26 protein-coding genes and 1 tRNA gene are annotated in these 21,048 nt (G+C 70.4%); 9 read left to right on the top strand and 18 right to left on the bottom strand.

Annotation, left to right across the window (positions count from 1 at the left end; genetic code table 11):
* Position 1 precedes the first annotated feature (1 nt).
* From ACZ5J1_RS06940 to ACZ5J1_RS06920, 5 genes are all read left to right on the top strand, one after another.
* Positions 2-307, top strand: a complete 306-nt coding sequence (locus ACZ5J1_RS06940; RefSeq protein ID WP_464563784.1) for an STAS domain-containing protein — start codon at positions 2-4, stop codon at positions 305-307.
* A gap of 55 nt (positions 308-362) precedes the next feature.
* Positions 363-695: an STAS domain-containing protein gene (locus tag ACZ5J1_RS06935; protein ID WP_464563782.1), complete on the top strand. Its 333-nt coding sequence runs from the start codon at positions 363-365 to the stop codon at positions 693-695.
* Positions 692-1,135, top strand: a complete 444-nt coding sequence (locus ACZ5J1_RS06930; protein WP_464563781.1) for a hypothetical protein — start codon at positions 692-694, stop codon at positions 1,133-1,135. Before ACZ5J1_RS06935 ends, ACZ5J1_RS06930 begins: the two co-directional genes overlap by 4 nt.
* Complete coding sequence (locus ACZ5J1_RS06925) at positions 1,132-1,920, top strand: SigB/SigF/SigG family RNA polymerase sigma factor (RefSeq protein ID WP_464563779.1); 789 nt, start codon at positions 1,132-1,134, stop codon at positions 1,918-1,920. The genes ACZ5J1_RS06930 and ACZ5J1_RS06925 overlap by 4 nt, the downstream gene beginning before the upstream one ends.
* Before the next feature lie 90 nt (positions 1,921-2,010).
* Positions 2,011-2,148, top strand: a complete 138-nt coding sequence (locus ACZ5J1_RS06920; protein WP_464563777.1) for a hypothetical protein — start codon at positions 2,011-2,013, stop codon at positions 2,146-2,148.
* A 34-nt stretch (positions 2,149-2,182) separates the two neighbouring features.
* On the opposite strand, the gene ACZ5J1_RS06915 is transcribed toward ACZ5J1_RS06920, so the two are convergent.
* Together ACZ5J1_RS06915 and ACZ5J1_RS06910 are read right to left on the bottom strand one after the other, a co-directional pair.
* Positions 2,183-3,322 carry a PP2C family protein-serine/threonine phosphatase gene (locus ACZ5J1_RS06915; protein WP_464563775.1) on the bottom strand — a complete coding sequence of 380 codons (1,140 nt, stop codon included), beginning with the start codon at positions 3,320-3,322 and terminating at the stop codon, positions 2,183-2,185.
* Positions 3,319-4,122 carry an alpha/beta fold hydrolase gene (locus tag ACZ5J1_RS06910; protein WP_464563773.1) on the bottom strand — a complete coding sequence of 268 codons (804 nt, stop codon included), beginning with the start codon at positions 4,120-4,122 and terminating at the stop codon, positions 3,319-3,321. The genes ACZ5J1_RS06915 and ACZ5J1_RS06910 overlap by 4 nt, the downstream gene beginning before the upstream one ends.
* 130 nt (positions 4,123-4,252) lie before the next feature.
* Here ACZ5J1_RS06910 and ACZ5J1_RS06905 point away from each other — a divergent pair, with 130 nt between their 5' ends.
* The 4 genes from ACZ5J1_RS06905 to ACZ5J1_RS06890 all read left to right on the top strand — a co-directional run bounded on the left by ACZ5J1_RS06905 (position 4,253) and on the right by ACZ5J1_RS06890 (position 6,350).
* The gene (locus tag ACZ5J1_RS06905; RefSeq protein WP_464563771.1) at positions 4,253-4,567 is read left to right on the top strand and encodes an STAS domain-containing protein; all 315 of its coding nucleotides are present in this window, start codon (positions 4,253-4,255) and stop codon (positions 4,565-4,567) included.
* A 136-nt stretch (positions 4,568-4,703) separates the two neighbouring features.
* On the top strand, positions 4,704-5,807 hold the full coding sequence (locus ACZ5J1_RS06900) for a PP2C family protein-serine/threonine phosphatase (protein ID WP_464563769.1): 1,104 nt from the start codon (positions 4,704-4,706) through the stop codon (positions 5,805-5,807).
* An 88-nt stretch (positions 5,808-5,895) separates the two neighbouring features.
* Positions 5,896-6,204, top strand: a complete 309-nt coding sequence (locus tag ACZ5J1_RS06895; protein ID WP_464563767.1) for a dihydrofolate reductase family protein — start codon at positions 5,896-5,898, stop codon at positions 6,202-6,204.
* The gene (locus ACZ5J1_RS06890) at positions 6,201-6,350 is read left to right on the top strand and encodes a hypothetical protein (RefSeq protein WP_464563765.1); all 150 of its coding nucleotides are present in this window, start codon (positions 6,201-6,203) and stop codon (positions 6,348-6,350) included. The genes ACZ5J1_RS06895 and ACZ5J1_RS06890 overlap by 4 nt, the downstream gene beginning before the upstream one ends.
* A gap of 87 nt (positions 6,351-6,437) precedes the next feature.
* On the opposite strand, the gene ACZ5J1_RS06885 is transcribed toward ACZ5J1_RS06890, so the two are convergent.
* From ACZ5J1_RS06885 to ACZ5J1_RS06810, 16 genes are all read right to left on the bottom strand, one after another.
* A tRNA-Pro gene (locus ACZ5J1_RS06885) sits at positions 6,438-6,511 on the bottom strand.
* 49 nt (positions 6,512-6,560) lie between these two features.
* Complete coding sequence (locus ACZ5J1_RS06880; protein WP_464563763.1) at positions 6,561-7,319, bottom strand: MBL fold metallo-hydrolase; 759 nt, start codon at positions 7,317-7,319, stop codon at positions 6,561-6,563.
* Between the two features lie 49 nt (positions 7,320-7,368).
* Positions 7,369-8,763, bottom strand: coding sequence for a ribosome biogenesis GTPase Der (der, locus tag ACZ5J1_RS06875; protein ID WP_464563761.1), 1,395 nt, complete (start codon positions 8,761-8,763; stop codon positions 7,369-7,371).
* Positions 8,763-9,458: a lysophospholipid acyltransferase family protein gene (locus tag ACZ5J1_RS06870; protein WP_464563760.1), complete on the bottom strand. Its 696-nt coding sequence runs from the start codon at positions 9,456-9,458 to the stop codon at positions 8,763-8,765. The genes der and ACZ5J1_RS06870 overlap by 1 nt, the downstream gene beginning before the upstream one ends.
* Complete coding sequence (cmk, locus tag ACZ5J1_RS06865; RefSeq protein ID WP_464563758.1) at positions 9,455-10,150, bottom strand: (d)CMP kinase; 696 nt, start codon at positions 10,148-10,150, stop codon at positions 9,455-9,457. Before cmk ends, ACZ5J1_RS06870 begins: the two co-directional genes overlap by 4 nt.
* Positions 10,151-10,170: 20 nt before the next feature.
* The gene (locus tag ACZ5J1_RS06860) at positions 10,171-11,244 is read right to left on the bottom strand and encodes a prephenate dehydrogenase (protein WP_464563756.1); all 1,074 of its coding nucleotides are present in this window, start codon (positions 11,242-11,244) and stop codon (positions 10,171-10,173) included.
* Entirely contained in the window at positions 11,241-11,606 is a 366-nt protein-coding gene (aroH, locus tag ACZ5J1_RS06855; RefSeq protein ID WP_464563754.1) for a chorismate mutase, read from the bottom strand. Before aroH ends, ACZ5J1_RS06860 begins: the two co-directional genes overlap by 4 nt.
* A gap of 58 nt (positions 11,607-11,664) precedes the next feature.
* Positions 11,665-12,468: a pseudouridine synthase gene (locus tag ACZ5J1_RS06850; RefSeq protein ID WP_464563753.1), complete on the bottom strand. Its 804-nt coding sequence runs from the start codon at positions 12,466-12,468 to the stop codon at positions 11,665-11,667.
* Positions 12,461-13,099 (bottom strand): SMC-Scp complex subunit ScpB, encoded by a 639-nt coding sequence (gene scpB / locus ACZ5J1_RS06845; protein WP_464563751.1) that lies wholly within the window; start codon positions 13,097-13,099, stop codon positions 12,461-12,463. The genes ACZ5J1_RS06850 and scpB overlap by 8 nt, the downstream gene beginning before the upstream one ends.
* Complete coding sequence (locus ACZ5J1_RS06840; protein ID WP_464563750.1) at positions 13,092-13,991, bottom strand: segregation and condensation protein A; 900 nt, start codon at positions 13,989-13,991, stop codon at positions 13,092-13,094. The genes scpB and ACZ5J1_RS06840 overlap by 8 nt, the downstream gene beginning before the upstream one ends.
* Before the next feature lie 5 nt (positions 13,992-13,996).
* Entirely contained in the window at positions 13,997-14,338 is a 342-nt protein-coding gene (locus tag ACZ5J1_RS06835) for a hypothetical protein (RefSeq protein WP_464563748.1), read from the bottom strand.
* Positions 14,323-15,276, bottom strand: coding sequence for a ParA family protein (locus tag ACZ5J1_RS06830; protein ID WP_464563746.1), 954 nt, complete (start codon positions 15,274-15,276; stop codon positions 14,323-14,325). Before ACZ5J1_RS06830 ends, ACZ5J1_RS06835 begins: the two co-directional genes overlap by 16 nt.
* Positions 15,218-17,791, bottom strand: a complete 2,574-nt coding sequence (locus ACZ5J1_RS06825; protein WP_464563744.1) for a DEAD/DEAH box helicase — start codon at positions 17,789-17,791, stop codon at positions 15,218-15,220. The genes ACZ5J1_RS06830 and ACZ5J1_RS06825 overlap by 59 nt, the downstream gene beginning before the upstream one ends.
* Positions 17,792-17,809: 18 nt before the next feature.
* Positions 17,810-18,742, bottom strand: a complete 933-nt coding sequence (gene xerD, locus ACZ5J1_RS06820; RefSeq protein ID WP_464563742.1) for a site-specific tyrosine recombinase XerD — start codon at positions 18,740-18,742, stop codon at positions 17,810-17,812.
* Positions 18,739-19,317 carry an NUDIX domain-containing protein gene (locus tag ACZ5J1_RS06815; RefSeq protein WP_464563740.1) on the bottom strand — a complete coding sequence of 193 codons (579 nt, stop codon included), beginning with the start codon at positions 19,315-19,317 and terminating at the stop codon, positions 18,739-18,741. The genes xerD and ACZ5J1_RS06815 overlap by 4 nt, the downstream gene beginning before the upstream one ends.
* An 8-nt stretch (positions 19,318-19,325) precedes the next feature.
* Positions 19,326-21,041 carry a CTP synthase gene (locus ACZ5J1_RS06810; RefSeq protein ID WP_464563739.1) on the bottom strand — a complete coding sequence of 572 codons (1,716 nt, stop codon included), beginning with the start codon at positions 21,039-21,041 and terminating at the stop codon, positions 19,326-19,328.
* Positions 21,042-21,048: the final 7 nt, after the last annotated feature.

Here is a 21,048-nt window from a genome sequence, read left to right as displayed (position 1 = left end):
CATGCAACTGGTGATCACGTCGACAGCGGTCGACGACGGCCGCGAGACGCTCACGCTCGTCGGGGCCATCGACCTGGTGACGCGCGCCGACCTGGTGGCAGCCGGCTCCGCCGTGCTCTCCGCAGGACGCGACCTCGCGCTCGACCTGTCGGCCGTCGACTTCATCGACTCCACGGGCATCGGTGCGCTCGTCGAGCTTCACAACATCGCGAAGGCGCACGACGCCGTCCTCCTCATCCCGGAGCGATCAGTCCGGGTCGAACGGATCCTCGAAGTGACCGGACTCTCAGGGACGTGGATGTCCTAGCCCCTCCGAGCACCTCCCCGCGACGATCACCACGAAACCAAGGATCAAGAGAACAGTGTCGACCTTTGACGTAACCCGACAGACCGATTCGAACGGCCACGAGATCATCGTGGTCAGCGGCGAGCTCGACTTGGCCACAGCCCACCGAGTCTCGGTCGTCGCATCAGCCTGGAACGAGTCGGACGACGCGACGCCGGTCCGGTTCGATCTCGCCGGAGTCACCTTCCTCGACTCGACCGGGCTCGGCACGATCCTCGAGGTCCGCAACGCCGCCCTGGCCGCCGGGCGCCGGGTCGAGATCGTGGCGACCTCGCCTGCGGTGGATCGGGTCCTCTCCCTCACGGGTCTGAGTGACCTGTTCGACCCTGCGTCGGGAGAGACGGCGTGAACGCCTCGGACCAGGCCGGCGACCGCGACGACCTCACGGTGGCGGAGGACATGCCGTGGCCCGGGACGTTCACCTCGCTGACGGTCCCGGCCCACCGCGACTTCGTCGCATCGATCCGAGCTCTCGCACGGTCCTCCGCCGTCCTTGCGGATCTCTCACTCGATGACGTCGAGGAGCTGCAGATCGCCGTGGACGAGGCAGCGACGCTCCTCCTCCCCGTGGTGGATCCGAGCGCACGCTGGCTCGGCGCGCGTTTCGACATCGCCCCGGGACACCTGCAGACCAGCCTGTCTCTCAACTGCCGCCCTGGCTACCGACTCGACCGGGCGAGCCTCGCCTGGGTCATGCTCACGGCTGTCGATCCTGGCGTGGCCGTCATCGAGGACGGCAGCCACGTCACGATCAGGATCGAGCGCGGCAGCTCGAGTCCCACGACGTGAGCGGGTCGGACGCCCGGCCCGCTGCCGGCGTCGATGAGGACGACCGGTCGTTCGCTCGACTGGCCGCGCTTCCGTCCGACTCCTCGGAGCGGACGGCGCTCCGCGAGCAGGTGATCGAGGCCAACCTCCCGTTGGTCAGGCACGTCGCTCGGCGCTACGCGAGCTGGAACTTCCCTCTGGAGGACGCCGTCCAGATCGGCTCGGTGGGCTTGATCAAGGCTGTCGACTCCTTCGACCCGGAGCTGGGACACCGGTTCGCTGCCTACGCGGTGCCCAAGATCATGGGCGAGATCCGTCGCTACCTCCGTGACTCGAACTGGCTCATCCGGGTGCCACGACGTACCCACGAGCTTCAGGGCGCCGTCGCGCAGGCCCGGGACGCGCTCACCCAGGAGCTGGGCCATCCACCGTCCATCTCCGAGATCGCCGAACGGATCGACGCCACCCCCGCCGAGGTCGTGGAGGTGGTCGAGAGCTTCCGCATCCGTGAGGGCCGTTCCCTCGACGCCGCCGAACCGGGGCAGGCGCCGGATGCGGAAGTGCTGGCAGCGATCGCCTTCGACGAGCACGGATTTGCGAACTCGGAGCTCGCCGTCGACCTCAGCGAAGCGATGGCCGGGCTCACCGACGTCGAGCGCACGGTGCTGGCCCGGCGTTTCGTGTCCGGGTTGTCCCAGAGCGAGATCGCCGAGGAGATCGGCGTCTCCCAGATGCAGGTCTCGCGGGTGCTTCGCCGCACCTTGGATCGGATGCGACAGAGGATGTCCGACGACCCGCCCGACTAGCCGGCGTCCGTCGCAACGACCTGTTTGAGATTCCGTCCTCCCGGGCACATCACCGCCGGAACGGTTGGAAAACGAACAACGGGAGAAGCAGTGTTGATCGACGACGTGGTGCTCAAGGCGATCCGGGTCCGGGCACGACAGTTCTTCCACCTGGCAGCGCGACGCGTCCGCGCCGCGCGAGCCAGCGAGAGGCCCATCGCCTCCGGCCTCCCCCTCGGCTCCGCGTGAGCCGGTCCTCGTCCTTCGGACAGGGCCGCGACGCCTAGCCTTCCAGGCTGGCGAACGTGATGACGGCGATGTCGTCGCTCGCGACGCCGTCCTGGAAGTCGAGGGCCTCCTGCGTGATGCGCTCGGTGATCTCGTACACGTCGTGCGGCGACGCCGCGATGAGTTCGTGGAGACGCCGCTCGCCAAACAGCTCGTCACCTCCGCGCGCCTCGGTGATGCCATCCGTGTAGAGCGTGACGGTCTCGTCCCGCAACCGGTGACGGACCGTGGTGAACCTGGCGCCAGCGATCAGGCCGACAGGATTCCCGGGGATCCCCAGCTCCCGGACCTCACCGGTCCGGCGACGGACGAGTGCCGGCGGATGGCCGGCCAGTGCGAGGTCGACCCACCAGCCGTCCTCCATGTGGTCGAGCCGCGCCACCACGAGCGTGCAGTAGTGCTGCGTCCGGTGCACCCGCATCGCTCGGTCGAGCTGGTGCAGCAGGTCGCTCGGATCCTGGTGGTCGAGCGCCAGTGCGCGCGTGGTGTAGCGGACGAACGAAGTGACCGCAGCGGCCGAGATCCCCTTGCCGCTGACGTCGCCGAGGACCACGAGCCAGGATTCCGGACCGACCTTGAAGACGTCGTAGAAGTCGCCACCCACGATGCCGCCGTCCCCGGCCGGCCGATAGGCGGCCGCGAGATCCACGAGCGGGATCCGCGGCGGCTCGGGTGGGATGAGTGTCTGCTGGAGGGTGTTGGCCAGCGCTGTGGCCTCGGCGCGCGCCTGCTCCGCGGCCCGCGTCGACAGCAGGAGGTTCTGCTCGTACCGGTGCCGCTCCGTCGTCTCGACGACCCCCAGCCGGCTCGACCCGTCTTCGGCCAACCGGGCGTTGAGCAGGACGGGCACCCGGGTCCCGTCCGGCCGCACCAGGTCGAGTGCGACCTCCCGGACGACCCGATCGTGCACGAGCATCGGCTGGAGGTGGGTCTGCGCGAAGACCTTCCCGCCCGCGGTGAGCAGGGAGGCGAAGGTGGTGCCCGTGAGGAGCTCGGACGCGCTCCGCCCGGTCAGGCGCCTGAACTCGGCGTTGACGCGGCTGAGCCGACCGTGCGGGTCCACCACGGCGTACCCGCAGGGCGCTTCCTCGAAGAGCTCCTCGAAGCCCGACTCCCCAACCCTCGGAGCGCTCATTCCGGCGCGGTTCCGAGGAACCGTCGGATCGCGAGGACGGTCTCGTCCGGGGCGGTCAGATGGGGACAGTGACCACGGGTCTCGATGATCTCGATCTCCGAGTTCGCCACGGCGCTGTGGACGTAGGCGCCGGCGCTCACCGGCGCGATGGCGTCGTCGCGCGCTTGGACCACCAAGGTCGGCGCGGCGACGTCCACCAGGTCGGACCGGTTGTCACCACGGAAGGTGACGCTGGCGAACTCGGCCGCAATCTCGGGATCGGTGCGACAGAACGCCTGCTCCAGCTCGGCCTGGGTCTCACCCTCGGGGCCGCCCGCGACCATGCCGGCAAGCGGGTTCTGCCATCCGAGGTGGTTGCGACTCATCAGGTCCAGCAGGTCATCGATGTCACTGGCCGTGAACCCGCCGACGTAGTCCACGTCATCGAGGTACCGGGCCGAGGGCGAGATCAGCACCAGCTTCGCCACGAGGTCGGGATGGCTGTTGCGCAGCAGGACCCCGATCATCGCCGAGACCGAGTGCCCGACGAGGACGACCGAGCGGAGGTCCAGCTCGCGGAGCAGCGCAGCCAGATCGTCGGCGTACCCCTGGAGGGTGCCGTGGCGCCCCGAGTCGTAGCTGGTCAGCGCCGACCCGCCCGAGCCCGGAAGGTCGAGGAGGACCACCCGGTACTCGTTCTCGAACGCCGGGGCGACGTGGCGCCACATCTCCTGACCGCATCCGAAGCCGTGCACGAACACCATCGCCTGGCCGCCCACCGGCCCGCGAACAGCAACGTTCAGAAGCTCCGCCCATCCCATGGCCGAAACCTAGCCGACGAACCGCTGTGCGGCCGATGCCGGAGCAGTGTCGGCGATGGGCCCACTGTGGGAGCATGGCATCAGGAGTGCGGATCCGTTCGCATCGCGACCCAGGTGAAGAGGGAAACTGGTGGAGCTGACGATCACGCGCCACAACGGCGACGACGGTGAGGCTGTTGCTTCGCTGTCGGTGAGCGGGTTCCTTGACCTGTCCACCCGCCAGGAGCTCATCGACGCCGGCTTGGCCGCCCTCGATGAGGACCGGTCCCTGATCCTCGACCTCGGCCCGGTGGAGTTCATGGACTCGAGCGGCATCGGGGCGCTGGCGCAGCTGGCGAAGGCCTGTGCAGCACAGGGCAGGTCCTTCGCCGTCTCGGCTGTCTCCCCCCGTGCGGGGCGAGTGCTCGAGATTGCTGGCCTGGCGGATGTCTGGCGCCTTGCCTGACCGGGGCGCTGAGCGCGACACGCCCTCCGCCGAGGCGGCTGCCGCGGCGCAGGGACGGATCCAGACGGCCTTCGCCTCTGCAGCAGCGGAGGCTTATCCGGAACTTCGAGATGTCCTGGCCGAGATCCATCACGAGATGGGGGCCGATACCGCCACGGTGCTCCTGCTCGATCGGACTCGCACCGTGCTCGAACCGGCAGCGACGATCGGGCTCGACCCCACGCTGCACGGCGCTCGCCGGGTTCCGATCGGTCGCGGCTTCGCCGGCCGCGTCGCCCAGACCCGGCAGCCGGTCGCGATCAGCGACGTCACCCCCGACCAGGTGATCAACCCCGTGCTCCTGGCCCATGGCGTCCGGTCCCTCCTCGGCGTTCCGGTGACCGACGGCAGTGAGCTGCTCGGCGTTCTGCACGTCGGGTTCCTGAGCACCCACCGGTTCGGCGACAACGAGACACTCCGCCTGACGCAGTACGCCCACACGCTGGGTGAGCTTCTCCGTGATCGGTTCAACGACACCGAGCACACCACAGCCCTCACCCTGCAACGCAGCTTGCTTCCACCAGCCCCCGCTGCACCACCCGGGATCGCGATCGCGGCTCGCTACGTGCCGGCCGAAGGGGACCTCGGCGGAGATTGGTACGACGTCTTCGAGCTGCCCGACGGTCGCCTCGGGCTCGCGATGGGAGATGTCGTGGGCCACGGCCTCGACGCTGCGATCGTGATGGGCAGGCTCCGCAGCGCCTTGCGCGCCTACGCGTTGGATCACGACGAACCCGCCGAGGTGCTCCACCGGCTGGATCGCAAGATCTGCCACTTCGAGCCCGAGGCGCTGGCCACGGTCCTCTTCGGCGTGGCCGCTCCTCCCTACGCGGAGTGGCGGTTCAGCTCTGCCGGCCACCTCCCACCGCTCGTCGCCGAAGCCGGCGAACGGGGCGAACCCGTCGACATGGGCGTCGACCCGCTCCTCGGACTCACCCCCGACGCGGCACGGCACACCAGCACGATCCGTCTGCCGCCCGACGGGCTGCTCTGCCTGTTCACCGACGGGCTCGTCGAGCGGCGCCCAGCTCCCGACCAGGCCGACCACGATGAGGTGGCCGAGAACCTGGACCGCGTGGCCGAGTCACTCAGAGACGCGGAGGACCCCGAGATGGCCTGCATCCGGGTCCTCACCCAGGTCGTCGGGCAGCACCGCACCGAGGACGACATCGCCGTCCTGGTCGCGCAACGCACAAGCTGACCTGACGTCGGCGACCGGTCACCTCTCCGAGGATGCGGACGCGCCCACGAGAGCCCGCACGCGGGGCAGCACCTCGTCGCAGAGCAGCGTGAGCCCCGAAACGGACTACCTGGTGCTCCTGGGCGCGAACACGTACCGCCTCATGCACGGCTTCACCCAGGACGGCGAACCCGGGACGGACGTGTTGGGAGCGCTCTCCAAGATCGTCTTCTCCAGCACGTTGACTGCACCGCTCGAGTGGTCGAACTCAACCCTGGTCGCCGGCGACGCCGTTGCGGCGGTGCGCTCGATGAAGGAGACCGGCACCACGTCCATGCGCACCATCGGCAGCTTGGCATTGAGCCGGTCCCTCCTCGAAGCCGGTCTCGTCGATCGATTCCGTGTGGTTTCCCCGTGATCACCGGGGCGACGGGTGCGGAGCGGATCGACGACAACTACCCCGACGTCGGCCTCGACATGACCGACAGCCGTACCTTCGACGGCCGCATCCAGCTGGTCGAGTACACACCGAGGGTGCTGCACGGCCCGCCAGGAACGACGTGAGGACGACCGGCGACACAGGTGAGAAGGTACAAACAGAAAAGGGCCTCTGCTGCGTGTTTCCGCAGTTCAGAGACCCTTTTCGATCGGTCGGGCTGACAGGATTTGAACCTGCGACCCCCTGACCCCCAGTCAGGTGCGCTACCAAGCTGCGCTACAGCCCGAACACTCCGTCACCGGAGCGTGTGAACACTACAACAGCCAGGGAGCGGGTCAGGAATCGGGGCCTAGTTCGGGGACTCCGACGAACCCTTCGGGATCGTGCGCCGCGAAGACGTGCAGGTCCGTCGCCTCCGGCGCGGCGATCAGTTCGGCCAGTCGACGATGGTTCGCCTGCACCTGCGGCCAGTCCAGGGCGAAGGCTCGCTCGCTGAGCAGCACCGTGCGCGAGGTACGTCGGCCGTCGAGCTGGGTCCGGCTGTAGAAGGCGTCACCGGCGTGCAGGAGCCACCGCTCCCCCGCCTGCACCGCGACCATGCAGTGCCCGCGGGTGTGGCCCGGGAAGCCGACGAGCAGGACGCCGTCGAGGATCTGCTCGACCGCCTCGAACCCCCGCCAGCTGGTGCCGGCGACCTCGTGGTGCACCCAGTCGGGTCGGTGGTCGAGCTGCGGGCCGGCGTACCGCGTGCGTTCCAGGCGGGTCGTGGGGTGCAGGGCCGCGGCGATCTCGGCACCCGACGTGTGAACGCGAGCCCACGGGAAGTCGGCCAAGCCACCCGTGTGGTCGATGTCGGCGTGGGTGAGCACGATGTCGCGGACGTCGTGCGGGTCCAGGCCGCGTGCCTCGATCTGCCGGATCGCTGTCGTCGCCGGGTCCCCGGACGGCCGCAGGATGAACCGGGTCGAACCCAGCCGTGCCTTCGGGTCCGCGGCGTCGGCGAGCCCGAACCCGGTGTCGACCAGGATCAGCCGGTCAGCCGCCTCGATCAGGAGGCAGTTCGCCGGGAGGCGTGGGGTGAGCGGCGGGGCCATCGGTCCACAGTCGAGTCCGTGCACCCGCATCGCTCACACTCCGGTCAGATCAGGAACGCTTCCGCTTCTCGCGGACGCGCTGCTCGAGGACGATCGGCGTGCCGACGAACCCGAAGTCCTCGCGCAGCCGACGCTCAATGTAGCGCTCGTAGGACGCGTCGAGCTTGCCCGAGGTGAAGAGCACGAAGGTGGGCGGCGCCGCGGCGACCTGGGTGCCGAAGAGCACCTTGGGCTGCTTGCCGCTGCGGACCGGGTGCGGGTGCTCGGCGACGAGTCGGCCGAGGAACGTGTTCAGCGCCCCGGTGCCGACCCGGGTCTCCCAGCCGGCGAGGGCCTTGTCCAGGGCGGGCACGATCCGGTCGATGTGCCATCCGGTGCGAGCCGTCACGTTGATCCGCGGGGCCCACTGGACCTGGACGAGCTCCCGCTCGATCTCGCGCTCGAGGTAGTAGCGACGCTCGTCGTCGACGAGGTCCCACTTGTTGAACGCGATCACGAGCGCCCGGCCGGCCTCACGCACGGTCTGCAGGATCCGGACGTCCTGCTCGGCGATGGACTGCTCGGCGTCGAGGACGAGCACCGCCACCTCGGCGCGGTCGATCGCGGTCGTGGTGCGCAGGCTGGCGTAGTACTCGTGGCCGGAGGCTTCCTTGACCCGCTTGCGGATGCCGGCGGTGTCGATGAACCGCCACTGCCGGCCGCCGAGCTCGATCAGCTCGTCGACGGGGTCGACGGTGGTGCCGGCGACGTTGTCGACGACGACGCGCTCCTCGCCCGCGAGCTTGTTCAGCAGGCTGGACTTGCCGACGTTGGGTCGACCGACGATCGCGATCCGGCGCGGTCCGCCGATCTCGCGTCCCTCGGCCACCGGGGGCGGCTCCGGCAGCGCTTCGAGTACGGCGTCGAGGAGATCACCCGTGCCACGACCGTGCATCGCGGAGATCGGACGCGGCTCACCCAGTCCGAGGTTCCACAGCAGCATCGCGTCGGCCTCGGTGCGGTCGTCGTCGACCTTGTTGGCCGCCAGCACGACCGGCTTGCCGCTGCGACGGAGCACCTGGACGACGCCCTCGTCGGCGTCGGTGATGCCGACCTTGGCGTCGACGACGAAGAGCACGGCGTCGGCGAGCGAGATCGCGACCTCGGCCTGGTAGGCGATCCGCTCGGCCATGCCCTTGGCGTCCGGGTCCCAGCCGCCGGTGTCGACGACGGTGAACGCACGGCCGGACCACTCGGCGTCGTAGGAGACGCGGTCGCGGGTCACCCCGGGCACGTCCTCGACGACCGCCTCACGGCGTCCGATGATCCGGTTCACCAGGGTCGACTTGCCGACGTTCGGCCGACCGACGACGGCGAGCACCGGCACGGGGCCGGTGGGCTCGGAGCCGAAGTCGGCCTCGTAGCCGTCCTCGTCGAAACGGTCGACGGGAGCCTGGTCAGTCATCAGTTGTCCTCCGGGGACGGTAGCGGTCCGGGCAGGGTGAGCCCGGTGGCGTGCAGGGTGGCCTCCAGGTGCGCGATCAGGTGGGAGCGCACGCGAGCGGTCGCCGCACCTACATTGTCGCGCGTCCGGGGCCAATTCACCCGATCGAGGCGCAGCGGCTCGCCGAAGACCAGGTCGATGCGCCGCCCGGCGGGCGGGATCCATCCGCTCGGGGCGCCCGGGTCACGGGTGCCCAGGAACACGGCGGGGACGATCGGTGCACCGCTGACCAGGGCGAGGTAGGCGGCACCTCGGTGGATCCGCGCGAAGTCGCCGGCGCCGCGGGTGCCCTCCGGGAAGATCCCGACCGCGCGTCCTGCCTCCAGGGTGGCCAGGCTCGCCCTGATCGCGGAGAGGTCGGCGCGGCCCCGGTCCAGGCGGATCTGGCCGCTCTGCCGCAGGAACGCTCCCCCGATGCCGTGGAACATCTCGGCCTTGGTCAGGGCGTGCACGGGGCGGGGTCCGAGGATCGCCAGCAGGGGGCCGTCGATCACCCCGATGTGGTTGGCGGCGACGATCACGGGGCCGTCGGCGGGAACGGTTGCCGACTCGACGTGCACGTCCCACCGTCGGCGCGCAGCCCGTTGAGCGAGTGCACGGACCGGCGAGTCGAGCAGGACGCGCGGCGGTGGCGCGGCACCCACGAGGACGTTCACGCCGGCGTGGTCGCGCGGACCTCGTTCGCCCAGTCGACCACGGTGCTGATGGCCTGCTCCAGGGTGATGTGGGTCGTGTCGAGCGCGATCGAGCCGTCGGCCCGGGTCAGGGGTGCGGTGCTGCGGCCGGAGTCGATCACGTCCCGGGCCTCGAGCGAGGCCTGGGTGGCGGCCACGTCGCCGCCGGCCTCGGCGGCCCGACGCGAGGCGCGGGCGGAGGCATCGGCGGACACGTAGAGCTTGAGCTCCGCCTGGGGCCAGACCACGGAGCCGATGTCACGGCCCTCGACCACGATGCCCTCACCCTCGAGGGCCGCGGTGATGATGCTCCGCTGCAGCTCCAGCAGGCGGGTGCGGACGGCGGGGACAGCACTGACCGGCGAGACGGCACCGTTGACCTCGTCCGAGCGGATCTCGGTCGAGACGTCGGTCCCGTCCAGGGTGATGGTGGGCGCGAGCGGATCGGTGCCGGAGAGGATCTCGGGACGCGACGCCGCAGCGGCGACGGCGTCGGCGTCGTGGACGTCGACGCCGTGGCTGAGCATCCACCAGGTCATCGCACGGAACTGGGCGCCGGTGTCGAGGTAGCGCAGTCCCAGCCGGTCAGCGGCACCGCGCCCCGTGCTCGATTTCCCGGAGCCGGAGGTGCCGTCGACAGCGATGACCAGCGGGGCGTGACCGGAGTTGCTCATGGGCCACGATCTTAGTGCGGTCAGCGGTGGGGCACCCAGCCACGGGACTCGAGCGCGACCAGGAAGTCGTCGGCCAGCGAGTCCTCGACGACGAGCTCGACGATCCCGACCTCGCGGGCCGGGTCGTGGTCGATCCGCACGTCCTCGATGTTCACCCCGATCTCACCGGCGTCGGCGAACAGGCGGGCCAGCGACCCCGGTGCGTCCGGGATGGCGACGTAGACCGAGCGCATCGCGCGTGCGGGTCCGCCGTGCTTGGCGGGGATCACCTGGGTGCCGTCGTTGCCTCGCCGCAGCAGCTGCTCCACCGAGGCGCGGTCGGCCTGCTCCACCGCTCCCAGCAGGGTGTCGAGGTCGTCGCGGACCTCGCGCAGCAGTGCGGCCACCGCAGCGGAGTTGCCGCTGACGATCTGGCTGTACAGCGCCGGGTCGCCGCCGGCGACGCGGGTGACGTCGCGGACACCCTGGCCGGACAGCGCGAGGTGTCCTGCCGGGGCGCCGGCCAGACGTCGCGCGGTGAGCACCGCCATCAGGTGCGGGACGTGGCTGATCAGGGCGACCGCCCGGTCGTGGTCGGCCGGGTCGAGCTCGATCACCGCTCCGCCGCAGACGGCGGCCAGCCGGCGCACCAGCTCGATCGCGTCCGGGTCGGCGTCGGGGTGCGGCGAGATCGCCCAGGGACGCCCGTCGAAGAGGGAGGCGCTCGCCGCGAGCGGGCCCGACCGCTCGTTGCCGGCCATCGGGTGCGATCCGACGTAGCGGGCCACCCCGGGATTGCCGGCGAGGGAGGCCAGCGGAGCGCCCTTGACGCTGCCGACGTCGGTCACAACGGCGTCGCTGTCGGCGAGCGCCTGGGCGATGACCGGGCCGAGCAGGTCCGGCGGGACCGCGACGACGACCAGCTGAGGGCGGTCGGTCGCGGTCCGGGCACGGCCCGCACCCAGCGACGTCGCGGTGCGGACGTGGTCGGCGTCGAGGTCGCTGAGCAGGACCTCGAGGCCGGCCCGGCGGCAGGCCAGGGCGACCGAGGTGCCGAGCAGACCGACCCCGATGACCTCGACCGGGCCGCGCAGCAGGGCCGCAGGACCGGTCATCGCTCAGTGAGGTCGGGCCGCAGCACGGTGGCGCCGTACTGGTAGACGTGGACGATCTCGTCGCGGCGCCGATCGGTCTCGATGTGGAGCATGAACCGGACAGCGCGCGGGAGGCTGCCCTCGATCTCGAGCTCCCTGGCACAGATCAGCGGCACGTCCGCGAAGCCGAGGCTGCGCGCTGCCACCGCCGGGAATCGGGAGTTCAGGTCAGCGGTCGCGGTGAAGAGGACGGAGATCACGTCGTCGGTGGTGAGTCCGTTCGCCTGCATCACCGCCCGCAGGAGCTCGGTGACGCGCTCGTCCATGTGAGCGGCGTCGTCGACCTCGAGCTGTGTCGCTCCCCGGATCGCCCGCACGGCCACAGCCGCCTCCTTCGTCTGTCCTGCACTGGTCGCGGCCCGTTCGGGCCGCCGCCACAGACTAGCGATCCGCGGCGTCGTCCTCGGCTGCTGTCTCACCCGGCGAAGCGGGGAGGTCGGTGTCGAGCAGGATGCCGAGCTCGTCATCGGTCAACGGGCGCATCACCCCGGGACGCAGCTTGCCGAGCTTGACCGGACCGACCTGGATCCGGGTCAGCTGGGTCACCGGGTGACCTACCTCGGCCAGCAGCCGGCGGACGATGTGCTTGCGGCCGTCGTGGATGGTCAGCTCGACGATGGACTTGTTCGCCCGGGTCTCCACGACCTTCGCGTGGTGCACCTGGGTCGGACCGTCGTCCAGCTCGACACCGGCGAGGAGCTGCTTGACCGTGCGCGGATACACCTGCCCCTCGACCTCGGCGACGTACGTCTTGAGGATCTCGAACGAGGGGTGGGCGATCCGCTGGGCGAAGTCGCCGTCGTTGGTGAGCAGCAGCAGGCCGGTGGTGTCGGTGTCGAGGCGGCCGACGTTGAACAGCCGCTCGGGCCGGTCGGCGACGAACTCGGCGAGCGTGCGCGCCGCGTGCGGATCGCTCATCGTCGAGGTGACGCCCCGCGGCTTGTTGAAGGCGAGGTAGACCTTGTCGCTGATCGGGGGCAGCAGCCTCCCGGAGACGCGGATCTTGTCGACCGCCGGGTTGACCTTGGTCCCCAGCCGCGTGATCACCTCACCGTTGACCTCGACCTCGCCGTCGAGCATCAGCTCCTCGCACCCGCGACGGGACGCGATCCCGGCCAGCGCGAGCAGCTTCTGCAGTCGGATCAGCCCTTCGTCGTCGAGGGCATCGGGTGAGATGTCAGGCATCGTCGTTCTCCGTCGTCATCGGGTGCGCCGAGGGGGAGGTCATCCCGACGAGCTCGTCCTCGAGCTCGTCCATCTCCGGCAGGTACGGCGCCAGCTCGGGCAGCTCGGCCAGGCTGGTCACCCCGATCCGCTCGAGGAAGTACGTCGTCGTCCGGTACAGGTTGGCGCCGGTCTCCGGGTCGTTGCCGGCCTCCTCGACCAGGCCGCGCGCCAGCAGGGTGCGCATCACGCCGTCGACGTTGACCCCGCGGATCGCGCTCACCCGGGCGCGCGAGACCGGCTGCCGGTAGGCCACCACGGCGAGGGTCTCCAGCGCGGCCTGGGTCAGGCGGGCCTGCTGGCCGTCCAGGACGAAGCCTTCGACGACGTGCGCGAACTCGTCGCGGGTGTAGTAGCGCCAGCCGCCGGCGACGTTGCGCAGGTCGAATCCTCGGCGCTCACGGTCGTACTCCTCGGCGAGCTCGCGCAGGGCGGTCTCCACCTGCCCGGCGGGATGTCCGACCGCACTCGCGAGGGTGGCGACGTCGAGCGGCTGGTCGGCGACCATCAGCAGGGCCTCGAGGCCCGGACGCAGATCGACCACGGGCACGGCGAGGGACTCCTCGCTCGACTCGGTTCCGGCGTCAGTCATCGGTCTCCTCCTCGGTGTCGCCGACCGCGTCGGGCAGCGGCGGCGCACCATCGAACTCATCATGGATCAACGCGTCGACGTCCGCGTTCTCGTCGCCGGTCCAGCGGACCGTGAGCTCACCCAGCGGCGTGACCTGGTCGAAGGCGACGGCGCCCTCGCGGAACAGCTCGAGCAGGCTGAGGAAGCGTGCGACCGTCGTGAGCGTGTCGGGAGAGTCACCGACCAGGGCTCGGAAGGTGAGCATCCCGGAGCGGCGCAACCGGTCCACGACGATGCCGGCCTGCTCCCGGACGCTGACGGCCGGGGCATGGATGTGGTGGAGGGTGAGCTGCGGCGGGCCCGGCTTCGGTGCCATCGCCTTGGCCGCGAGGTCGGCGAACGCCTCGAGCCCGATCCCGATCAGCACCTCGGGCAGCAGGTTCGCGTACCGGGGCTCGAGGGTGACGGCGCGGGGGAAGCGGCGCGACTCCTCGGCCAGGCGCTGGTCGAGGACGCTCGCGACCTGCTTGAACGCCTTGTACTGCATGAGCCGGGCGAAGAGCAGGTCCCGTGCCTCCAGCAGCGCCAGGTCCTCCTCGTCCTCGACGTCGCCGGACGGCAGCAGGCGGGCCGCCTTGAGGTCGAGCAGGGTGGCGGCCACCAGCAGGAACGACGAGGTCTGGTCGAGGTCCCACTGGGCCGGGTTGTCCGCGGATCCGCCGGCCTTGACGTGGGCGATGAACTCGTCGGTGACGGTCGCCAGCGAGACCTCGGTGATGTCGAGCTTGTGCTTCGCGATCAGGCTCAGCAGCAGGTCGAAGGGACCCTCGAAGTTGTCGAGCCGGACCTCGAACGAGTGCTCGGAGGCGTCGCGGTCCGCGACCAGAACCTCGCTGCGGTCGTCGGTGCTCATCGCGATCAGCTCTGGCGGAGACGCTTGACCAGGGGGCTGCGCTCACCCTTGGCGTCGTACTCCGCGAGCACGAGTGCGAGCGCCTCGCGGACCAGTCGGCCACGGTCGACCACGATGCCCTGGCCGCGACGGAGCCGCAGGCGGGCCTGCTCGATCTCCATCAGCTCGTCGTCGGTGATGTAGACGGTCATCTTCGCGTCGTGCTTGACCCGACCGCTGGGCTTGCGCTCGGCGGGCTCCGCGTCGGCGGCCGGCGGGGCCGGTGCGGTGACGTCGGCCGCGATCGCGTCCGGGGTGGTGGGCCGGAAGAGGTCGTCGGCCTTGGGCAGGCTTACTCGGCGCGCCATCGAGCGAGCACCTCCCGGGCGAGTTGGCGATACGCCTCCGCGCCGGTGGAGTCGGGGGCGAACTCGGTGATGGGCTCGCCGGCGACGGTGGCGTCGGAGAACTTCACGGTACGCCGGATCACGGTGTGGAACACCGCGTCGCCCCACGCCTGGACCAGGGTCGCCATCACCTCACGGCTGTGCAGGGTCCGGCCGTCGAACATGGTGCCGAGCAGGCCGTCGATCCGCAGCTTCGGGTTGAGCCGCTTGCGCACCCTATCGATGGTCTCGGTGAGCAGGGCGACGCCGCGCAGCGCGAAGTACTCCGACTCCAGCGGAACGATCACCGAGTCGGAGGCGGTCAGGGCGTTCACCGTGAGCAGCCCGAGCGAGGGCTGGCAGTCGATCAGGACCACGTCGTAGTGCGGGATCAGGTCGCTGATCTTGTCCTTGAGCACCTGCTCGCGGCCGACCTCGGAGACCAGCTGGATCTCGGCGCCGGCCAGGTCGATCACGGCCGGGAGGATGTCCATGCCGGGCACGGACGACTCCTGGACGATGTCGCGCCAGGTGACGTCGGAGTCCATCAGGAGGTCATAGGTCGAGATCTCGATCTCGTTGGGGTCCAGCCCCACGCCGACGGAGAGCGACCCCTGCGGGTCGAGGTCGATCAGCAGCACCTTGCGGCCGTACTCCACGAGCGCTGCGCCCAGGCTGATGGTGGTCGTCGTCTTGCCGACGCCACCCTTCTGGTTGCACATCGCCACGACCCGCGCGGGGCCGTGGCTCGTCAGCGGCTGCGGCTCGGGGATGACCGGCAGAGGGCGACCGGTGGGGCCGAGAACGGTGTCGGGCATGGGCGCGAGGCTATCAGCGTCGCCACCCTCCGGGGCACCCGGTTCAGGCACGACGGAAGGCGACGATCTGCAGGGCTGGCTCCCCCAACTCGTCGGACGCATCGAGGTCGACGAGTGCCTCGATCCGCCAGTCGTGGTCACCCTCCGGATCGGCCACGATCTGCTGGACCCGGCGGACCCGACGGCCGTCATCGAGCTCGTCCGCGACGAGCAGGTGCTGGGGCCCGCGCGCGTCCCCGTCGAGCACGATGTCGTCGTACTCGGCGAAGTAGTCCTCCAGGGCGGCGTCCCAGGCGCGGTGGCCCATCAGGACCTCGCGAGCCGGCTCGAACCGTGCGGCGTCGACGTCGTCCATCGCGGCCAGGTCGCGCACCCGGTCGTAGGCGATCAGCTCGACCCGACGCCACATCGCGTTGCGCACCATCACGGCGAACGCGGGCTGGCTGCTCAGCGGACGCGGCGGCGGAGCGGGCTCGTGCACGTCGTAGGGCACGTGGTCGGGGTCCTCCAACGCACGCCACTCGTCGATCAGGGACGAGTCCACCTGCCGGATGGTCTCCCCCAGCCACTCGGTGAGCTCGACCAACGCCTGCGGCCGGTGCGCCTCGGGGACGGTGTGCGACAGCGCCTTGTAGGCGTCGGTGAGGTAGCGCAGGACGAGGCCCTCGGAGCGGGCGAGCTGGAACCGGGAGACGAGGTCGGTGAACCCCATCGCGTGCTCCCACATCATCCGGACGATCGCCTTGGGCTGCAGCGCGTCGTCGGCCAGCCAGGGGTGGTGGGCGCGGTAGAGGTCGAAGAGCGGCGTCAGGTACTCCAGCAGCGGCTGGGGCCACGTCACCTCCTCGACCAGGGCCATCCGCTCCTCGTACTCGACGCCGTCGGCCTTGAGCCTGCCGATCAGGTCGCCCCGCTCGGCGTGCTGCTGGGCGAGCAGGATCGCGCGCGGCCCCTCGAGGGTCGCCTCGATCACGGAGACCACGTCGAGGGCGTACGTCGGCGAGGCGGTGTCGAGCGTGTCGAGCACCTCCAGCGCGAAGTGCGAGAGCGGCTGGTTGAGCGCGAAGTCGGGCGGCAACGCGTCGGTGAGGACGTAGCGCCGGCCGAAGCCGTCCGGCTCGTCGAGCCGCTCCACGACCCCCGAGGCGATCAGCGAACGGGTCAGCCGCAGGGCCCGGCGCGCCAACCGGAGCTGGGTCTTGCGGGGCTCGTGGTTCTCGGTGAGCAGCCGGCGCAGCACGCCGAAGGCGTCCTCCTCGCGGGCGAGGACGTTGAGGATCATGCCGTGGTCGACCTGCATCCGGCTGACCAGCGGCTCTGGCTCCCCCGCGACCAGCTTGTCGAAGGTCGCCTCGGTCCACACCACGGCGCCCGGCGGCGGCTTCTTCAAGGTCGGCTTAGAGGCCCGCTTGGCCCGTTGGGCCTCGCTCATCGCGGCGTTCTTGGCCTCGGCCTTCGCCTTGGCCCGCTCGTTCTCGATGGTGTGCTCGGGCGCCTGGACCACGACGTGGCCGACGGTGTCGTAGCCGGCCCGGCCCGCGCGCCCGGCGATCTGGAGGAACTCGCGGCTGCGCAAGGTGCGCATCCGTTGGCCGTCGTACTTGGCCAGGGCGGTGAACAGCACGGTGCGGATCGGGACGTTGATGCCGACGCCGAGGGTGTCGGTGCCGCAGACCACGTGGAGCAGTCCCTGCTGGGCGAGCTGCTCGACCAGGCGTCGGTAGCGCGGCAGCATCCCGGCGTGGTGCACCCCGATCCCCTTGCGCAGCAGCGCCGAGAGGGTCTTGCCGAAACCAGAGGCGAACGCCACGGTGCTGAGCCGCTCGGCCAGCTCCGGCGAGGGAGCCGGCAGCCCGCCGGCAGCCACCAGGGAGGTGGCGTGCTCGACGGCAGCCGCCTGGGTGAAGTGCACGACGTAGACCGGGCCCTGACCGGTGGTGATCAGCTCGGCGAGCTTCTCGGTCTGGGGTTCCAGCGACCAGTCGAAGGTGAGTGGCACGGGCCGCTCCACACCGGTGACCACCTCGACGTCGCGGCCGGTCCGTTCGGTGAGGTCGCGGGCGATCTCGGAGGTGTCGCCGAGGGTGGCCGACATCAGCAGGAACTGCGCCTGGGGCAGCTCGAGCAACGGGACCTGCCAGGCCCAGCCGCGCTGCGGGTCGCCGTAGTAGTGGAACTCGTCCATCACGACGAGGCCGACGTCGGCGGCGCGGCCCTCGCGCAGCGCGAGGTTGGCCAGCACCTCGGCGGTGCAGCAGATGATCGGCGCGTCGGGGTTAACGCTCGCGTCACCGGTGAGCATGCCCACCTCGGAGCTGCCGAAGATGGAGCACAGGTCGAAGAACTTCTCGTTGACCAGCGCCTTGATCGGTGCGGTGTAGAACGACACCCGGTCGGTCGCCAGCGCGGCGGCGTGGGCGGCGACCGCGACCAGCGACTTGCCGGACCCGGTCGGCGTGGCCAGCACGACGTGGGATCCGCTCAGCAGGCCGAGCGTCGCCTCCTCCTGGTGCGGGTAGAGGTCCATCCCGCGCCCGGCGGCGAACTCCTGCACGGCGAGGAGTACGTCGTCCGGGTCCGCGCCGTTCGCGGGCCAGGTGATCGCGCCGGCGCTCATCGGAGGCTCATCGGGGGCTCATCGGGCGCGCGGGTGGGAGGCCGCGAAGACCTCGCGCAGGTTGTCGACGGTGACCAGGGTGTAGATCTGCGTGGTCGTGACCGAGGCGTGACCGAGCAGCTCCTGGACCACCCGCACGTCGGCACCGCCGTCGAGCAGGTGCGTGGCGAAGGAGTGCCGCATCGTGTGCGGCGAGACCTCACGGGTGACGCCGGCACGCTCGGCGGCACGGGTCAGCACGGCCCAGGCCGACTGCCTCGACAGGCGTCCCCCACGGGCGTTGAGGAACACCGCCGCACCAGGACCGCGGCGGTCGGTGGCGCCTGCGGCCAGGTCGGGACGCCCCCGGACCAGCCAAGCGTCGAGGGCGGCGCGGGCGTAGGAGCCGAGCGGCACGAGCCGCTGCTTGCCACCCTTGCCGCGCAGCAGGACCGATCCACTGATCAGGTCGATGTCGTCGATGTCGAGCCCGACCGCCTCGGAGATCCGTGCCCCGGTCCCGTAGAGGACCTCGAGCAGGGCCTTGTCCCGCAGGCCGAGGTGGGTCTCGGTCTCGACGCTGCCGAGGATCGCCTCCACGTCGGCCAGCGGGAGGGCCTTGGGCAGTCGTTTGGCGGGGCGCATCGGACGCACGCTCGCCGCCGGGTCGGTCCGGCTGAGTCCGTCGGCGAGGGCGAACTTGTGGAAGCCGCGGACCGCGACGACCATGCGCGCCACCGACGTCGGGCTCAGCGCCGCGTGATCGCGGTCCCCCTCGCGCAGACGAACCTGGAAGTCGGAGATCGTCGCTTCGCTGACGGCGTCGAGATCCACGATCCCCTGCTCTGCCAGGAAGTCCAGGTACCGACCCAGGTCGCGGCGGTAGGCGGCCAGGGTGTTGGCCGAGAGGCCCCGCTCGACCGTGAGGTGGTCGAGCCAGGTCCGGACCGCGCGCGCCGGGGTGCCGGTCACAGCTGCCCGCGGCGCGACATCACGTTGTAGGCCAGCACCGCCGTGACGAGAGCACCGTCCCGGACGCGGCCGGAGACGACGTCGTCGAGGAGGTCGGTGAAGCGCACCCATTCGGTGACCAGGTCGGCCTCCTCGTGGACGAGCTCGAAGTCCCCCCGGTCGGCGGGACTGAGGTCGCGCGCGAGGAAGATGTGGAACTCCTCGTTGGTCAGCCCCGGCGAGACGAAGTAGGAGATCAGCGGCGTCCAGGACGCGGCGGCGTACTCCGCCTCCTCGCGCAGCTCGCGCTGGGCGACCTCGAGCGCGCTCTCCCCGTCGTGGTCGATGATCCCGGCGGGCAGCTGCACCATCCGGTGCCGGACGGCGTGCCGGTACTGACTCATCACCAGGACGCGGTGCTCGTCGTCGACGGCGAGCACGATGGCCGCGCCGGGGTGGCTGACCACCAGTCGCTCGAACGGCTCACCACCCTCCGGGCGGGTGATGGCGTCCTTGCCGACGCCGACCACCCACGCGTCGGCGTGGATCGTGGTCTGGTCGACGATCGGCCAGCTCTCCGGTTTGTCAGCGGACACGGAGCGGCTCAGTCCAGCGGAGCTTCGGTCGGCTCCACCGTCTCGGGCTCGCGGTGCAGGCCGCTCTCGTCGATCGGGAAGCGCTGCTCCTTCTGGCGGGTGATCGCGGCGGCGATCAGCCCGGAGAACAGCGGGTGCGGGCGGGTCGGGCGGGACTTCAGCTCCGGGTGGGCCTGGGTCGAGATGTAGTACGGGTGCACGTCGCGGGGAAGCTCGACGAACTCGACCAGGTTGTTGTCCGGGCTGGTGCCGGAGAAGACCAGGCCGGCCTCCTCGAGCCGCTCGCGGTAGGCGTTGTTGACCTCGTAGCGGTGACGGTGCCGCTCCTCGATGACCGCTTCGCCGTCGTACACCTCGCGGGCCAGGGAGCCGGCCTTGAGCGCGGCCGGGTAGGCACCCAGGCGCATCGTGCCGCCGAGGTCGCCGGCGCCCTCGACGAACGCCATCTGCTCGGCGATCGTGGCGATGACGGGCTCGGGGGTCTCGGGGTCGAACTCGGTCGAGGCTGCCTTCTCCAGGCCGAGGACCTGGCGGGAGTACTCGATCACCATCGACTGCAGGCCGAGGCAGATGCCGAGCGTCGGGATGCCGTGGGTGCGGGCGTAGGTGAGCGCGCCGAGCTTGCCCTCGAGGCCACGGATGCCGAAGCCGCCGGGGACCAGGACGGCGTCGACGTCGCTGAGGTGGTGAGCGGCGCCGGCGGGGGTCTCGCACTCGTCGGAGGCGATCCAGCGAACGTTGACCTTCGCCTCGTTGGCGAAGCCGCCGGCCTTGAGCGCCTCGGCGACGGAGAGGTACGCGTCGGGCAGGTCGATGTACTTGCCGACCAGGGCGACCTCGACCTCCTCCTTCGGGTGGTGCACCTTGCGCAGCAGGTCGTCCCACACCGACCAGTCGACGTCACGGAACGGCAGGCCGAGCTTGCGCACCACGTAGGCGTCGAGGCCCTCGCGGTGGAGCACCTTGGGGATGTCGTAGATGCTCGGCGCGTCCGCGGCGGTGACCACGGCCTCGTCGTCGACGTCGCACATCAGCGCGATCTTGGACTTGATCGACTGGGGCAGCTCGCGGTCGGCGCGGCAGACGATCGCGTCGGGCTGGATACCGATCTGGCGCAGCGCCATCACCGAGTGCTGGGTGGGCTTGGTCTTGAGCTCCTTGGACGGGCCGATGTACGGCACCAGGGAGACGTGCACGAAGAACACGTTGTCGCGGCCGAGCTTCTGCCGCACCTGGCGGGCGGACTCGATGAACGGGAGGGACTCGATGTCACCGACCGTGCCGCCGATCTCGGTGATGCAGACGTCGATCTCGGGGCTGTGCATCGCCAGGATCCGGTCGCAGATCTCGTTGGTGATGTGCGGGATCACCTGCACCGTCTCGCCGAGGTAGTCGCCGCGGCGCTCCTTGGCGATCACGTTGGAGTAGACCTGTCCGGTGGTGACGTTCGCGTGGCCGACCAGGTCGACGTCGAGGAAGCGCTCGTAGTGGCCGATGTCGAGATCGGTCTCGGCGCCGTCGTTGGTGACGAAGACCTCGCCGTGCTGGAACGGGTTCATCGTTCCCGGGTCCACGTTGAGGTACGGATCGAGCTTCTGCATCGTCACCCGCAGACCGCGGGAGCGGAGAAGTCGGCCCAGGCTGGATGCCGTGAGGCCCTTCCCGAGCGAGGAGGCGACGCCTCCGGTGACGAAAACGTGCTTAGTACTGGACCCCGACCTCATGGGCCTC

This window comes from Nocardioides sp. JCM 18999 (genome assembly GCF_055391175.1).
The sequence above is the reverse complement of the archived record's forward strand: the minus strand, read 5'-3'. Positions and strand labels throughout refer to the sequence as shown.

Bases quoted from the DNA above. Each gene is read 5' to 3' on its own strand.
- ACZ5J1_RS06940 (WP_464563784.1), top strand. From the start codon at position 2: ATGCAACTGGTGATCACGTCGACAGCGGTCGACGACGGCCGCGAGACG.
- ACZ5J1_RS06915 (WP_464563775.1), bottom strand. From the start codon at position 3,322: ATGAGCGCTCCGAGGGTTGGGGAGTCGGGCTTCGAGGAGCTCTTCGAG.
- ACZ5J1_RS06910 (WP_464563773.1), bottom strand. From the start codon at position 4,122: ATGGGATGGGCGGAGCTTCTGAACGTTGCTGTTCGCGGGCCGGTGGGC.
- ACZ5J1_RS06900 (WP_464563769.1), top strand. From the start codon at position 4,704: ATGGGGGCCGATACCGCCACGGTGCTCCTGCTCGATCGGACTCGCACC.
- ACZ5J1_RS06880 (WP_464563763.1), bottom strand. From the start codon at position 7,319: ATGGCCCCGCCGCTCACCCCACGCCTCCCGGCGAACTGCCTCCTGATC.
- der (WP_464563761.1), bottom strand. From the start codon at position 8,763: ATGACTGACCAGGCTCCCGTCGACCGTTTCGACGAGGACGGCTACGAG.
- cmk (WP_464563758.1), bottom strand. From the start codon at position 10,150: ATGAGCAACTCCGGTCACGCCCCGCTGGTCATCGCTGTCGACGGCACC.
- ACZ5J1_RS06860 (WP_464563756.1), bottom strand. From the start codon at position 11,244: ATGACCGGTCCTGCGGCCCTGCTGCGCGGCCCGGTCGAGGTCATCGGG.
- ACZ5J1_RS06850 (WP_464563753.1), bottom strand. From the start codon at position 12,468: ATGCCTGACATCTCACCCGATGCCCTCGACGACGAAGGGCTGATCCGA.
- scpB (WP_464563751.1), bottom strand. From the start codon at position 13,099: ATGACTGACGCCGGAACCGAGTCGAGCGAGGAGTCCCTCGCCGTGCCC.
- ACZ5J1_RS06840 (WP_464563750.1), bottom strand. From the start codon at position 13,991: ATGAGCACCGACGACCGCAGCGAGGTTCTGGTCGCGGACCGCGACGCC.
- ACZ5J1_RS06835 (WP_464563748.1), bottom strand. From the start codon at position 14,338: ATGGCGCGCCGAGTAAGCCTGCCCAAGGCCGACGACCTCTTCCGGCCC.
- ACZ5J1_RS06830 (WP_464563746.1), bottom strand. From the start codon at position 15,276: ATGCGTCCGACGAGTTGGGGGAGCCAGCCCTGCAGATCGTCGCCTTCC.
- ACZ5J1_RS06825 (WP_464563744.1), bottom strand. From the start codon at position 17,791: ATGAGCGCCGGCGCGATCACCTGGCCCGCGAACGGCGCGGACCCGGAC.
- ACZ5J1_RS06810 (WP_464563739.1), bottom strand. From the start codon at position 21,041: ATGAGGTCGGGGTCCAGTACTAAGCACGTTTTCGTCACCGGAGGCGTC.